At 48.9% G+C, this 12,991-nt stretch carries 25 protein-coding genes; all 25 read right to left on the bottom strand.

Features of this window, described 5'->3' with window-relative positions:
- Positions 1-33 precede the first annotated feature (33 nt).
- On the bottom strand, positions 34-1,365 hold the full coding sequence (secY, locus tag IG609_RS17975) for a preprotein translocase subunit SecY (RefSeq protein WP_010286083.1): 1,332 nt from the start codon (positions 1,363-1,365) through the stop codon (positions 34-36).
- Positions 1,366-1,372: 7 nt separating this feature from the next.
- A complete protein-coding gene (rplO, locus tag IG609_RS17980; RefSeq protein ID WP_010286086.1) occupies positions 1,373-1,807 on the bottom strand; it encodes a 50S ribosomal protein L15 in 435 nt (144 codons plus the stop codon).
- 3 nt (positions 1,808-1,810) lie between these two features.
- On the bottom strand, positions 1,811-1,990 hold the full coding sequence (gene rpmD / locus IG609_RS17985; protein ID WP_004846568.1) for a 50S ribosomal protein L30: 180 nt from the start codon (positions 1,988-1,990) through the stop codon (positions 1,811-1,813).
- Between the two features lie 5 nt (positions 1,991-1,995).
- On the bottom strand, positions 1,996-2,496 hold the full coding sequence (rpsE, locus tag IG609_RS17990; RefSeq protein WP_005970257.1) for a 30S ribosomal protein S5: 501 nt from the start codon (positions 2,494-2,496) through the stop codon (positions 1,996-1,998).
- A gap of 14 nt (positions 2,497-2,510) precedes the next feature.
- A complete protein-coding gene (rplR, locus tag IG609_RS17995; protein WP_010286111.1) occupies positions 2,511-2,864 on the bottom strand; it encodes a 50S ribosomal protein L18 in 354 nt (117 codons plus the stop codon).
- Between the two features lie 9 nt (positions 2,865-2,873).
- On the bottom strand, positions 2,874-3,407 hold the full coding sequence (gene rplF / locus IG609_RS18000) for a 50S ribosomal protein L6 (protein ID WP_005970259.1): 534 nt from the start codon (positions 3,405-3,407) through the stop codon (positions 2,874-2,876).
- 12 nt (positions 3,408-3,419) lie between these two features.
- Entirely contained in the window at positions 3,420-3,812 is a 393-nt protein-coding gene (gene rpsH, locus IG609_RS18005) for a 30S ribosomal protein S8 (RefSeq protein ID WP_005970261.1), read from the bottom strand.
- Between the two features lie 33 nt (positions 3,813-3,845).
- Positions 3,846-4,151: a 30S ribosomal protein S14 gene (gene rpsN, locus IG609_RS18010; RefSeq protein WP_010286114.1), complete on the bottom strand. Its 306-nt coding sequence runs from the start codon at positions 4,149-4,151 to the stop codon at positions 3,846-3,848.
- Between the two features lie 13 nt (positions 4,152-4,164).
- On the bottom strand, positions 4,165-4,704 hold the full coding sequence (gene rplE / locus IG609_RS18015) for a 50S ribosomal protein L5 (RefSeq protein ID WP_039487909.1): 540 nt from the start codon (positions 4,702-4,704) through the stop codon (positions 4,165-4,167).
- Positions 4,705-4,718: 14 nt separating this feature from the next.
- Complete coding sequence (gene rplX / locus IG609_RS18020) at positions 4,719-5,033, bottom strand: 50S ribosomal protein L24 (protein ID WP_005970267.1); 315 nt, start codon at positions 5,031-5,033, stop codon at positions 4,719-4,721.
- A 10-nt stretch (positions 5,034-5,043) separates the two neighbouring features.
- A complete protein-coding gene (rplN, locus tag IG609_RS18025; protein WP_000613954.1) occupies positions 5,044-5,415 on the bottom strand; it encodes a 50S ribosomal protein L14 in 372 nt (123 codons plus the stop codon).
- A 161-nt stretch (positions 5,416-5,576) separates the two neighbouring features.
- The gene (gene rpsQ / locus IG609_RS18030; protein WP_010286161.1) at positions 5,577-5,831 is read right to left on the bottom strand and encodes a 30S ribosomal protein S17; all 255 of its coding nucleotides are present in this window, start codon (positions 5,829-5,831) and stop codon (positions 5,577-5,579) included.
- On the bottom strand, positions 5,831-6,022 hold the full coding sequence (gene rpmC / locus IG609_RS18035) for a 50S ribosomal protein L29 (RefSeq protein ID WP_005970272.1): 192 nt from the start codon (positions 6,020-6,022) through the stop codon (positions 5,831-5,833). Before rpmC ends, rpsQ begins: the two co-directional genes overlap by 1 nt.
- The gene (gene rplP, locus IG609_RS18040) at positions 6,022-6,432 is read right to left on the bottom strand and encodes a 50S ribosomal protein L16 (RefSeq protein WP_005970273.1); all 411 of its coding nucleotides are present in this window, start codon (positions 6,430-6,432) and stop codon (positions 6,022-6,024) included. The genes rpmC and rplP overlap by 1 nt, the downstream gene beginning before the upstream one ends.
- A 12-nt stretch (positions 6,433-6,444) precedes the next feature.
- A complete protein-coding gene (gene rpsC, locus IG609_RS18045; protein ID WP_005970274.1) occupies positions 6,445-7,146 on the bottom strand; it encodes a 30S ribosomal protein S3 in 702 nt (233 codons plus the stop codon).
- A gap of 17 nt (positions 7,147-7,163) precedes the next feature.
- Positions 7,164-7,496, bottom strand: coding sequence for a 50S ribosomal protein L22 (gene rplV, locus IG609_RS18050; protein WP_005970275.1), 333 nt, complete (start codon positions 7,494-7,496; stop codon positions 7,164-7,166).
- Positions 7,497-7,510: 14 nt separating this feature from the next.
- Positions 7,511-7,789 (bottom strand): 30S ribosomal protein S19, encoded by a 279-nt coding sequence (gene rpsS / locus IG609_RS18055; RefSeq protein ID WP_004929772.1) that lies wholly within the window; start codon positions 7,787-7,789, stop codon positions 7,511-7,513.
- 16 nt (positions 7,790-7,805) lie between these two features.
- The gene (gene rplB / locus IG609_RS18060) at positions 7,806-8,627 is read right to left on the bottom strand and encodes a 50S ribosomal protein L2 (RefSeq protein ID WP_102119299.1); all 822 of its coding nucleotides are present in this window, start codon (positions 8,625-8,627) and stop codon (positions 7,806-7,808) included.
- Between the two features lie 17 nt (positions 8,628-8,644).
- Entirely contained in the window at positions 8,645-8,947 is a 303-nt protein-coding gene (gene rplW, locus IG609_RS18065) for a 50S ribosomal protein L23 (RefSeq protein ID WP_005970277.1), read from the bottom strand.
- A complete protein-coding gene (gene rplD, locus IG609_RS18070) occupies positions 8,944-9,549 on the bottom strand; it encodes a 50S ribosomal protein L4 (RefSeq protein ID WP_010304939.1) in 606 nt (201 codons plus the stop codon). The genes rplW and rplD overlap by 4 nt, the downstream gene beginning before the upstream one ends.
- Positions 9,550-9,559: 10 nt before the next feature.
- Positions 9,560-10,189 carry a 50S ribosomal protein L3 gene (gene rplC, locus IG609_RS18075; RefSeq protein ID WP_010304941.1) on the bottom strand — a complete coding sequence of 210 codons (630 nt, stop codon included), beginning with the start codon at positions 10,187-10,189 and terminating at the stop codon, positions 9,560-9,562.
- 32 nt (positions 10,190-10,221) lie between these two features.
- Positions 10,222-10,533, bottom strand: a complete 312-nt coding sequence (gene rpsJ / locus IG609_RS18080) for a 30S ribosomal protein S10 (protein ID WP_001181005.1) — start codon at positions 10,531-10,533, stop codon at positions 10,222-10,224.
- A gap of 305 nt (positions 10,534-10,838) precedes the next feature.
- Positions 10,839-11,312 carry a bacterioferritin gene (bfr, locus tag IG609_RS18085; RefSeq protein ID WP_010286186.1) on the bottom strand — a complete coding sequence of 158 codons (474 nt, stop codon included), beginning with the start codon at positions 11,310-11,312 and terminating at the stop codon, positions 10,839-10,841.
- Between the two features lie 72 nt (positions 11,313-11,384).
- On the bottom strand, positions 11,385-11,579 hold the full coding sequence (gene bfd / locus IG609_RS18090; protein ID WP_005970281.1) for a bacterioferritin-associated ferredoxin: 195 nt from the start codon (positions 11,577-11,579) through the stop codon (positions 11,385-11,387).
- A gap of 203 nt (positions 11,580-11,782) precedes the next feature.
- A complete protein-coding gene (gene tuf, locus IG609_RS18095) occupies positions 11,783-12,967 on the bottom strand; it encodes an elongation factor Tu (RefSeq protein ID WP_102116828.1) in 1,185 nt (394 codons plus the stop codon).
- Positions 12,968-12,991: the final 24 nt, after the last annotated feature.

A 12,991-nucleotide genomic window follows, 5' to 3' on the forward strand; every position in this document is an offset into this window, starting at 1 on the left:
TTTTACTCTCCGTAACTTCTCAAGCTCACCTAATTAACGGTTATAGCCTTTCAGGTTTGCTTTCTTCAATGCAGACTCATATTGACTCGACATCATCAGAGTTTGCACTTGAGCCATAAAGTCCATGATGACGACAACAACGATCAATAAAGATGTACCTCCGAAATAGAAAGGTACTTTCATTGCGTCACGCATAAACTCCGGGATCAGGCAGATAAAAGTAATATACATCGCACCAATCAGAGTCAGGCGAGTCATCACTTTATCGATATATTTCGCCGTTTGCTCTCCCGGACGAATTCCTGGCACGAATGCACCGGACTTCTTCAGGTTATCTGCTGTTTCGCGTGGGTTGAAAACCAACGCAGTGTAGAAGAAACAGAAGAAGATGATTGCAGACGCATAGAGTAACACATAAAGCGGTTGTCCGGGCTGCAAATACAGCGAAATAGTTGTCAGCCAGTTCCAACCGGTACCGCCCCCAAACCAAGATGCAATCGTAGCTGGGAACAGAATAATACTGGAGGCGAAAATTGCAGGGATAACCCCAGCCATGTTCACTTTCAGCGGTAAATGCGTACTCTGTGCTGCATAAACACGACGCCCCTGTTGACGTTTTGCATAGTTAACGACGATACGACGTTGACCACGCTCAACGAAAACAACGAAGAAGGTTACTGCAAACACTAAAACTGCAACCAACAGCAACAGGAGGAAGTGCAGGTCGCCTTGCCGAGCTTGCTCGATAGTATGGCCAATGGCCGGCGGTAGTCCCGCAACAATACCAGCGAAGATTATGATCGAGATACCGTTACCGATACCACGTTCCGTAATCTGTTCTCCCAGCCACATCAGGAACATTGTCCCAGTAACCAGGCTCACAACAGCGGTAAAGTAGAAAGCAAAACCTGGATTTATTACCAAGTCTTGCATTCCAGGCATATTCGGCAAACCGGTAGCAATACCGATCGACTGAAATATAGCCAATACCAAGGTGCCGTAACGGGTATACTGGCTAATCTTACGACGGCCAGCTTCCCCTTCTTTCTTTATTTCAGCCAACGCGGGATGAACCACCGTCAGCAACTGGATAATAATCGACGCTGAAATATACGGCATAATACCCAGTGCAAAGATAGAAGCACGGCTGAGAGCACCACCAGAGAACATGTTAAACATTTCAATGATGGTGCCTCGCTGCTGTTCAAGCAATTTGGCAAGCACAGTGGCATCAATACCAGGAATTGGGATAAAAGAGCCAATACGGAAAACAATTAGCGCACCGATAACAAACAAAAGTCTGCGCTTCAGTTCACCAACTCCGCCTTTAGCACTTTGAAAATCTAATCCTGGTTGCTTAGCCATCTGCTACTTATTCCTCAATTTTACCGCCAGCAGTTTCGATAGCAGCACGAGCACCTTTAGTGACACGCAGACCACGAATCGTTACCGGACGAGCAACTTCACCAGACAGAATCACTTTCGCGAACTCAATCTGAATGCCAATAACATTAGCGGCTTTCAGCGTATTCAGGTCAACCACGTCGCCTTCTACTTTAGCTAAATCAGACAGACGAACTTCTGCCGTGATCATCGCTTTGCGAGAAGTAAAACCGAATTTCGGCAGACGACGATATAAAGGCATCTGACCACCTTCAAAACCACGACGCACGCCACCGCCAGAACGAGAGTTCTGACCTTTGTGACCACGACCACTGGTTTTGCCCAGGCCAGAACCAATACCACGACCTAAACGCTTCGGTGCGTGTTTAGCACCTTCGGCCGGAGACAGAGTATTTAAACGCATCTGTTACTCCTCTACTTTAACCATGTAGGAAACCGCGTTGACCATACCGCGAACCGCAGGAGTATCCTCACGTTCAACTGTATGACCAATACGACGCAGACCCAGGCCAAGCAGTGTCGCCTTATGTTTCGGCAGACGACCGATTGCACTACGGGTTTGAGTAATTTTAATAGTCTTTGCCACGGTCATTACCCCAGAATTTCTTCAACGGATTTACCACGCTTGGCAGCGACCATTTCTGGGGACTTCATATTGGCCAAACCATCAATCGTTGCACGAACCACGTTAATCGGGTTAGTGGAACCATAGGCTTTAGCCAATACGTTGTGAACCCCTGCAACTTCCAAAACGGCGCGCATTGCACCACCGGCAATAATACCGGTACCTTCGGAAGCTGGCTGCATGAACACACGAGAACCCGTGTGAGCACCTTTAACTGGGTGCTGCAGGGTGCCGTTGTTCAGCGCGACATTCATCATATTGCGACGGGCTTTTTCCATCGCTTTCTGGATCGCTGCTGGAACTTCGCGAGCTTTACCGTAACCAAAACCAACGCGGCCGTTGCCATCACCCACTACAGTCAGTGCGGTGAAGCTGAAAATACGACCACCTTTAACGGTTTTAGATACGCGATTTACCGCGATCAGCTTTTCCTGCAGTTCGCCAGCTTGTTTCTCGATGTGAGCCATCTTACACCTCTACCTTAGAACTGAAGGCCAGCTTCACGGGCAGCATCTGCCAGTGCTTGGACTCGACCATGATATTGGAAACCGGAACGGTCGAAAGAGACATCTTTGATGCCTTTTTCTAACGCGCGTTCTGCAATAGCTTTACCTATTGCACTTGCTGCGTCTTTATTACCGGTAGACTTCAGTTGTTCAGCGATAGCTTTTTCTACAGTAGAAGCGGCTACCAGGACTTCAGAACCGTTCGGTGCAATGACCTGCGCATAAATATGGCGTGGAGTACGATGTACCACCAGACGCGTCGCACCCAGTTCCTGGAGCTTGCGGCGTGCGCGGGTCGCACGACGGATACGAGCTGCTTTCTTATCCATAGTGTTACCTTACTTCTTCTTAGCCTCTTTGGTACGCACGACTTCGTCGGCGTAACGGACACCCTTGCCTTTATAAGGCTCAGGACGACGGTAGGCGCGTAATTCCGCAGCAACCTGACCAATAACCTGCTTATCAGCACCTTTCAGTACGATTTCAGTTTGGCTTGGGCATTCTGCAGTAATACCTGCCGGCAGTGCATGCTCTACTGGGTGAGAAAACCCGAGAGACAGGTTAACCACGTTGCCTTTAACAGCAGCACGGTACCCAACACCAACCAGTTGCAGCTTCTTAGTGAAGCCTTCGGTAACACCGATAACCATTGCGTTCAACAGAGCGCGAGTGGTACCCGCTTGGGCCCATCCGTCAACGAAACCTTCGCGTGGAGCGAAAGTCAGAGCGTTGTCAGCTTGTTTCACTTCAACAGCATCGTGGATCTTACGACTCAGCTCGCCGTTTTTACCCTTAATCGAAACATCCTGACCGTTGAGTTTTACCTCTACGCCGGCAGGAATGACGACGGGTGCTTTTGCAACACGAGACATTTTTCCTCCCGATTAAGCTACGTAGCAGATAATCTCGCCACCAAGACCAGCCTGGCGAGCTGCACGATCAGTCATAACACCTTTAGAGGTAGAAACAACAGCGATACCCAAACCGGCCATAACTTTTGGCAGCTCATCTTTTCTTTTATAGATGCGCAGGCCTGGGCGGCTTACTCGCTGAATGCTTTCTACGACTGCCTTGCCCTGGAAATATTTAAGTTCTAATTCCAGTACTGGCTTGGTGTCGCCTTCGATTTTGAAATCTTCAATGTAACCTTCTTCCTTCAGCACGTTGGCAATTGCCACTTTCAGCTTGGAGGAAGGCATGGTGACCGCAACTTTGTTCGCGGCTTGACCGTTACGGATACGGGTCAGCATATCCGCGATCGGATCTTGCATGCTCATCTGTCTTTACTCCCGTGATTCAATTGGTGACAATTACCAGCTAGCCTTTTTCAGACCCGGAATTTCACCGCGCATAGCGGCTTCACGGACCTTGATACGGCTCAACCCGAACTTCCGCAGGAAAGCGTGCGGACGACCAGTTTGGCGACAGCGGTTACGCTGACGAGACGGGCTGGAATCACGCGGCAGAGTCTGCAGCTTAAGAACTGCATCCCAACGATCTTCGTCGGATGAGTTCACACCAGAGATGATAGCTTTCAATTCCTCGCGTTTAGCGCGGTATTTTTCAGCCAGTTTCACACGAACAACTTCGCGTGCTTTCATGGATTGCTTAGCCATTAGTAACCCTACCTTACTTGCGGAATGGGAAGTTAAAGGCGGCCAACAGCGCACGGCCTTCATCATCGGATTTCGCAGTAGTGGTAATGGTAATGTCCAAACCACGAACGCGATCGACTTTATCGTAGTCGATTTCCGGGAAGATGATCTGCTCACGCACACCCATGCTGTAGTTACCACGACCATCGAATGACTTAGCGGACAAGCCACGGAAGTCACGAATACGCGGTACAGCAATGGAAATCAGACGCTCAAGGAACTCCCACATGCGTTCGCCACGCAGAGTTACTTTACAGCCGATCGGATAGCCCTGACGGATTTTGAAGCCTGCAACAGATTTGCGTGCTTTGGTGATCAACGGTTTTTGACCGGAGATTGCTGCCAGATCGGCTGCTGCGTTATCCAGCAGTTTCTTGTCAGCGATCGCTTCACCAACACCCATATTCAGGGTGATCTTCTCGACCCGAGGGACTTGCATGACAGAATTGTAGCTAAACTCGGTCATGAGTTTTTTAACTACTTCGTCTTTGTAGTAATCATGCAGTTTCGCCATCGTACTACTCCAAATTACTTGATAGTTTCGCTATTAGATTTAAAGAAACGGACTTTTTTTCCGTCTTCGAATCTAAAGCCTACACGGTCAGCCTTACCAGTTGCCGCATTGAAGATTGCAAGGTTAGAAACTTGAATTGCAGCTTCTTTTTCAACGATGCCACCTGGTTGATTCAGGGCCGGAACCGGCTTCTGATGTTTTTTAACCAGGTTAATACCTTCAACAATGACCTTACTAGCAGACAGGACATTTTTTACTTTACCGCGCTTACCTTTATCTTTACCGGTTAGCACAATAACTTCGTCATCACGACGGATTTTCGCTGCCATGATTCGCTCCTTAAAGTACTTCTGGTGCCAGAGAGATAATTTTCATGAACTTCTCATTACGCAGTTCACGAGTTACCGGCCCAAAAATACGCGTACCGATAGGCTGTTCGCTGTTATTGTTTAAAATAACGCAAGCATTACCATCGAAGCGAATGACAGAACCGTCCGGGCGACGAACACCCTTCTTGGTGCGCACCACTACCGCCTTCAGAACATCGCCTTTCTTCACCTTACCGCGAGGAATTGCTTCCTTGATGGTAATTTTGATGATATCGCCGACGCCTGCGTAGCGACGGTGCGAGCCACCTAGAACCTTGATACACATTACGCGACGTGCACCGGAATTATCGGCCACATTCAGCATAGTCTGTTCTTGGATCATTTTAGTGCTCCGCTTGTCAACTACTACTCTAGGACCCTTTCGGGCCATTAAATACCCCATAATTGAGGGCGCAGCATTATAACACCGCTTCCTTGGTATGGGTAGAAAAAATAAACGGCCCTTTGCAGAGCCGTTTATCATAAGAGAAGAGCGCTACTTTATTACAGAATTGCTTTCTCTACAACGCGAACAAGTGTCCAAGACTTATTTTTGGACAGCGGACGGCATTCGCGGATTTCAACCACGTCACCGATACCGCATTCATTGTTCTCGTCATGTACGTGCAGCTTAGTCGTACGCTTAATGAATTTACCGTAAAGCGGGTGTTTCACAAAACGTTCGATAGCAACAACCATGGATTTCTCCATTTTGTCGCTTACAACACGACCTTGCAGAGTACGGATTTTATCGGTCATTACGCACCCGCCTTCTCAGTCAGTAAAGTCTTAACACGTGCAATATTGTGACGCACTTGTTTTACCAGGTGAGTCTGTTGCAACTGACCACTGGCAGCCTGCATACGCAGGTTAAATTGCTCGCGCAGCAGGCCGAGCAGTTCAGTGTTCAGCTCTTCGACGCTTTTTTCACGCAGCTCATTTGCTTTCATTACATCACCGTCTTAGTTACAAAGGTGGTTTTGATAGGCAGTTTCGCTGCTGCCAGTTGGAATGCCTCACGGGCTAACTCTTCCGGCACACCGTCCATTTCGTACAGGACTTTACCTGGCTGAATCAAGGCAACCCAATATTCCACGTTACCTTTACCTTTACCCATACGAACTTCAAGCGGTTTCTCGGTGATCGGTTTGTCCGGGAATACACGGATCCAGATCTTACCTTGACGCTTAACAGCACGAGTCATGGCACGACGTGCAGCTTCGATTTGACGAGCAGTCAGGCGACCGCGGCCAACAGCTTTCAGACCGAAAGTGCCGAAGCTAACATCCGTACCCTGCGCCAGACCACGGTTGCGGCCCTTGTGCACCTTACGGAATTTTGTACGCTTTGGTTGTAACATCAGCGACTCTCCTTACTTGCGGCCTTTACGCTGCTGCTTTTTAGGTTGAGCAGCCGGTTTTTCCGGTTGTTCAACGGCAGCCATACCACCCAGGATCTCACCTTTGAAGATCCACACTTTCACACCGATAACACCATAAGTGGTGTGCGCTTCGGAGGTGTTGTAGTCGATATCCGCACGCAGTGTATGCAATGGAACACGACCTTCACGGTACCATTCGGTACGCGCGATTTCAGCGCCGCCCAGACGGCCACTTACTTCAACTTTAATACCTTTAGCGCCCAGACGCATGGCGTTCTGTACCGCACGCTTCATAGCACGACGGAACATCACACGACGCTCCAGCTGAGAAGTGATGCTGTCAGCAACCAATTTTGCGTCCAGTTCAGGTTTACGAACTTCTGCGATATTGATCTGTGCAGGCACGCCAGCGATATCCGCTACGACTTTGCGCAGTTTTTCAACATCTTCACCTTTTTTACCGATCACGATACCCGGGCGAGCGGTGTGAATAGTCACACGGATGCTTTTTGCCGGACGTTCGATAACGATACGAGAAACGGAAGCCTTCTCCAGTTCCTTCGTCAGGTATTTACGAACTTTAAAATCGCTGTCCAGGTTGTCAGCGAATTCTTTGGTATTCGCATACCAGGTAGAGTTCCAAGGTTTGACAATACCCAGGCGAATACCATTAGGATGTACTTTCTGACCCATTGCTAGTCTCCAGAGTCTCAGCGATCGGACACAACCACAGTAATGTGGCTGGTACGCTTCAGGATGCGATCCGCACGACCTTTAGCACGCGGCATAATGCGCTTCATGCTTGGGCCTTCGTCAACGAAGATTTTCGCGACTTTCAGATCATCAATGTCAGCGCCATCGTTGTGTTCTGCGTTAGCAATAGCAGACTCCAGCACTTTTTTAACCAGACCAGCAGCTTTCTTGTTGGTGTAGGTCAGAACTTCCAGAGCTTGCGACACTTTCTTACCGCGAATCAGGTCTGCCACTAGGCGAACCTTTTGAGCAGAAGAACGAGCGTGGCAATGTTTAGCGATAGTTTCCATCTCTTCCTCCTACCTTAGCGCTTCTTGGCCTTTTTGTCGGCCGCATGGCCGCGATAAGTACGAGTCGGCGCGAATTCACCCAGTTTGTGACCGACCATTTCATCGGAAACAAACACCGGAACGTGCTGACGACCATTATGGACAGCGATGGTCAAACCGATCATATTTGGAAAGATCGTTGAACGACGGGACCAAGTGCGCAAAGGCTTCTTGTCTCCGCTTTCCACCGCTTTCTCTACCTTCTTCAGCAAGTGCAGGTCAATAAAAGGACCTTTCTTGAGAGAACGTGGCATGGTTTATCCTCTAAGATTATTTAGTACGGCGACGTACGATAAATTTATCAGTACGCTTGTTGCTGCGGGTCTTCTTACCTTTGGTCTGGAGGCCCCATGGACTAACTGGGTGCTTACCAAAGTTACGACCTTCACCACCACCGTGTGGGTGGTCGACTGGGTTCATTGCCGTACCGCGAACGGTAGGACGAACACCACGCCAGCGTGCAGCACCCGCTTTACCCAGAACGCGCAGCATATGCTCAGCGTTGCCAACTTCGCCCAGCGTAGCGCGGCAGTCGGATTCGACTTTACGCATTTCGCCAGAACGCAGACGCAGGGTAACGTAAGCACCGTCACGAGCAACGATCTGAACGTAAGTACCAGCAGAGCGCGCCAACTGGCCGCCTTTACCTGGTTTCATTTCTACGTTGTGAACCGTTGAACCGACTGGAATGTTACGCATAGGCAAGGTGTTGCCCGCTTTAATCGCAGCATCAACGCCAGATTGGATCTGGTCGCCTGCTTTCAGGCCTTTCGGCGCCAAGATGTAACGACGCTCGCCGTCTTTGTACAGAACCAGCGCGATATTCGCGGAACGGTTCGGATCATACTCAAGACGCTCAACAACCGCAGGAATACCATCTTTATTGCGTTTGAAGTCAACCAGACGATACTGCTGTTTGTGACCACCACCGATGTGACGGGTAGTGATGCGGCCATTGTTGTTACGGCCACCGGATTTGCTGTTCTTTTCCAGCAATGGGGCGTAAGGCTTGCCCTTGTGCAGCTCAGGGTTAACCACTTTAACAACGTGGCGACGACCCGGAGATGTCGGTTTACATTTAACAACTGCCATTGTCTTTCTCCTCCGACTTACTCAGCGCCGCCGATGAAGTCCAGATTCTGGCCTTCTTTCAGGGTGACGTAAGCTTTTTTCCAGTCGCTACGACGACCAATACGCTGTCCGTGACGCTTAACCTTACCCTTAACTACCAGGGTGTTTACGTCTTTAACTTCTACTTCGAACAGTTTCTCGACAGCAGCAACGATCTCTGCTTTAGTCGCGTCTTTAGCAACTTTGAGAACGATGGTGTTAGTTTTTTCCATCGCGGTAGATGCTTTTTCAGATACGTGCGGCGCGCGCAGTACTTTCAGCAGACGTTCTTCACGGATCATGCCAGCATCTCCTCAACTTGCTTAACTGCATCAGCAGTCATAACGACTTTGTCGAAGGCGATCAAGCTAACTGGGTCGATACCTGCTGCATCACGCACATCAACCTTGTACAGGTTACGAGCGGCCAGGAACAGATTCTCATCCAGTTCACCGGTGATGATCAACACGTCTTCCAGTGCCATATCTTTCAGTTTCTGTGCCAGCAACTTAGTTTTCGGTGCTTCTACAGAGAACGTCTCGACAACGATCAGACGATCTTGACGTACCAATTCGGACAAAATGCTTTTCAGCGCGCCGCGGTACATCTTTTTGTTAACTTTCTGACTGTGGTCCTGTGGCTTAGCAGCAAAGGTCACACCACCGGAACGCCAGATCGGGCTCTTAACAGAACCAGAACGCGCACGGCCAGTACCTTTCTGACGCCACGGTTTTTTACCGGAACCAGTTACTTCAGCACGGGTCTTCTGGGCACGAGTACCTTGACGGGCACCTGCTGCATAAGCAACAACAACCTGATGTACCAGCGCTTCGTTGAAATCACGACCGAAGGTAGTTTCGGAAACAGTCAGCGCGCTTTGCGCGTCTTTCAATACTAATTCCATTGCTATCTCCTCACGCCTTCACAGCTGGTTTAACGATCAGGTCGCTACCGGTAGCTCCCGGAACAGCACCTTTAACCAGCAGCAGGTTGCGCTCAGCGTCAACACGCACTACGTCCAGGCTCTGAACGGTTACACGCTCGTTACCCAGCTGGCCTGCCATTTTCTTGCCTTTGAACACTTTGCCCGGAGTCTGGTTCTGACCGATAGACCCTGGAACGCGGTGGGACAAGGAGTTACCGTGAGTAGCATCCTGAGTACGGAAATTCCAGCGCTTAACTGTGCCAGCAAAACCTTTACCTTTAGATGTACCAGTAACGTCTACTTTTTTAACGTCTGCGAAAATTTCGACACTAATGCTCTGACCTACAGTGAACTCTTCGCCTTCAGAAAGACGGAATTCACGAAGAGTACGGCCAGCTTCTACGCCAGCTTTAGCAAAGTGACCTGCTTCTGGCTTAGTAACACGGTTTGCTTTTTTAGCACCAGTAGTTACTTGCACAGCGCGGTAACCGTCGTTAGCCAGGTCTTTAACCTGAGTTACGCGGTTTGCTTCAATTTCGATAACGGTTACGGGGATAGATACGCCATCTTCAGTGAAGATACGGGTCATGCCCACTTTTTTACCGACTAAACCAATCATTGTTTCAACCTCTCAATCGCTCAATGACCTGATTAACCCAGGCTGATCTGCACGTCTACACCAGCAGCCAGATCCAGACGCATCAGAGCATCAACGGTTTTCTCGGTTGGCTCAACGATGTCAACCAGACGCTTGTGAGTGCGAATTTCGTACTGATCGCGCGCATCTTTATTGACGTGCGGAGAAATCAGAACGGTAAAGCGCTCTTTGCGGGTCGGCAGCGGGATCGGACCACGTACTTGCGCACCAGTGCGCTTAGCAGTCTCGACGATTTCCGCAGTTGATTGATCAATCAGACGATGATCAAACGCTTTCAGGCGGATACGGATTCTTTGGTTCTGCATGAGACCAGAGCTCCAATTATTTATAAACGTAAATGATTACTCCTCGCACCCATTTCGATTGATGGGGGAGTGTAATCGTCAGCACATAACCCCCATATCGGGAGTATTGTTTTGGGCAATAAATGAATATTGACCGTCTGATTCGGATTGAATCAGGCTTACCTAGTTTCGGCAAGCTCGCGCATTATACGCAAATTGGCAGGGGAAGCAACAAGCGGGATGAAATGATTTTAAATCCGGCCGGAGGATATGTGCGACTCCAGCCGGATTGGGGATAACAATACAACATAGCATCACCTGCTATGTTACTCAGCTTTTAGCTGAGCTTGAAGATAGTTTTGTATACCAAGACGTGAAATCAAATCTAATTCTGTTTCCAGCCAGTCGATGTGCCCTTCTTCATCAGCAAGAATTTCTATCATTAAATCCCTACTGACGTAGTCATGCACCGAATCAGCATAGGCAATTGCCTCACGCAAATTCTTTGCGCCATCCAATTCAAGTTGAAGGTCAGAACGTAAAATCTCTTCGACATCCTCGCCAATATTTAACTTACCCAAATCCTGTAGATTCGGGATACCTTCAAGAAACAGGATTCGTTCGATGTAGCGATCAGCATGCTTCATTTCGTCAATAGACTCATGATATTCGTGATCGTTTAGACGGGTTAAGCCCCAGTTTTTAAACATTCGGGCATGAAGAAAATATTGGTTAATGGCTACCAGCTCGTTGCCCAATAACTTATTCAGGTGTGTGATGACTTTTTTATCGCCTTTCATGACATGCTCCTCCGCTCCAGTTCTTAAAGTGTAGAACCGGTAAGCAGAGAGTCAAAGAAACGACCCTACATTTTATGCTACTTCATACATATCAGGAATTTTAGCCTGTTCTTCCTCAAAAATGACACGCGCCTGACGAATACACTTACCGCAATCGGTCCCAATAGGAACGAGCTTGCGTAATTGTTGCATAGATTGAGGTTGGTGCTGACGAACAGCATTACGAATGACTTTGTCAGAAATTGCGTTACACAAACAAACATACATACCAGAATGACTCATTGTTATCGCGAGTGCCTTTCACACGACCTTTCGGGACACTGCAGACGGTATTTGAAACCGCTCCTAGCGATTTTTTAACCAACTGAGTTATTCTAAATAAGAATTATTTTTATTTCAATTTACATTGAATCATTAACCGTAAAAAAAGGCACCGAAGTGCCTTTTTCATGCATTGCGTTTATCAGCGATTAAGCGATAACTTTAGCAACAACGCCCGCGCCTACTGTACGGCCGCCTTCACGGATTGCGAAACGCAAACCGTCATCCATCGCGATTGGGTGGATCAGGGTAACAACCATTTTGATGTTGTCGCCCGGCATTACCATCTCTACGCCTTCTGGCAGTTCGATGGTGCCCGTCACGTCAGTTGTACGGAAGTAGAACTGAGGACGGTAGCCTTTGAAGAACGGAGTATGACGGCCGCCTTCATCTTTGCTCAGGATATACACTTCGGATTCGAACTGAGTGTGCGGCTTGATTGAACCCGGCTTAGCCAGTACCTGACCACGCTCGATTTCTTCACGCTTGATACCACGCAGCAGAACACCAACGTTCTCGCCTGCACGACCTTCGTCCAGCAGTTTGCGGAACATTTCTACGCCAGTACAGGTAGATTTCGCCGTATCTTTGATACCAACGATTTCAACTTCTTCACCCACTTTAACGATACCGCGCTCTACACGACCGGTAACAACAGTACCACGACCGGAGATGGAGAATACGTCTTCGATTGGCAGCAGGAACGGCTTGTCAATCGCACGCTCTGGTTCTGGGATATAAGAATCCAGGTAGCCTGCCAGTTCGATGATTTTTGCTTCCCACTCAGCGTCGCCTTCCAGCGCTTTCAGAGCTGAACCACGAACCACTGGGGTATCGTCGCCTGGGAAGTCGTACTGAGACAGCAGCTCACGCACTTCCATCTCAACCAGTTCCAGCAGCTCTTCGTCATCAACCATGTCACATTTGTTCAGGAACACGATGATGAAAGGAACGCCAACCTGACGACCCAGCAGGATGTGCTCACGGGTCTGAGGCATTGGGCCGTCAGTCGCAGCAACAACCAGGATCGCGCCGTCCATCTGGGCAGCACCGGTGATCATGTTTTTCACATAGTCGGCGTGTCCTGGGCAGTCAACGTGCGCGTAGTGGCGAGATGGGGTATCGTATTCAACGTGAGAGGTGTTGATGGTGATACCACGTGCTTTTTCTTCTGGCGCGTTATCGATCTGGTCGAATGCACGCGCGTTACCACCGTAGGTTTTAGCCAGAACGGTAGTGATTGCAGCGGTCAGCGTTGTTTTACCATGGTCAACGTGGCCGATAGTACCGACGTTAACGTGCGGTTTTGTACGTTCAAATTTTTCTTTAGACACGGCGATATTCCTTACTCAAATGCT

It is taken from the genome of Pectobacterium quasiaquaticum, assembly GCF_014946775.2.
Classification (GTDB): Bacteria; Pseudomonadota; Gammaproteobacteria; order Enterobacterales; family Enterobacteriaceae; genus Pectobacterium; species Pectobacterium aquaticum.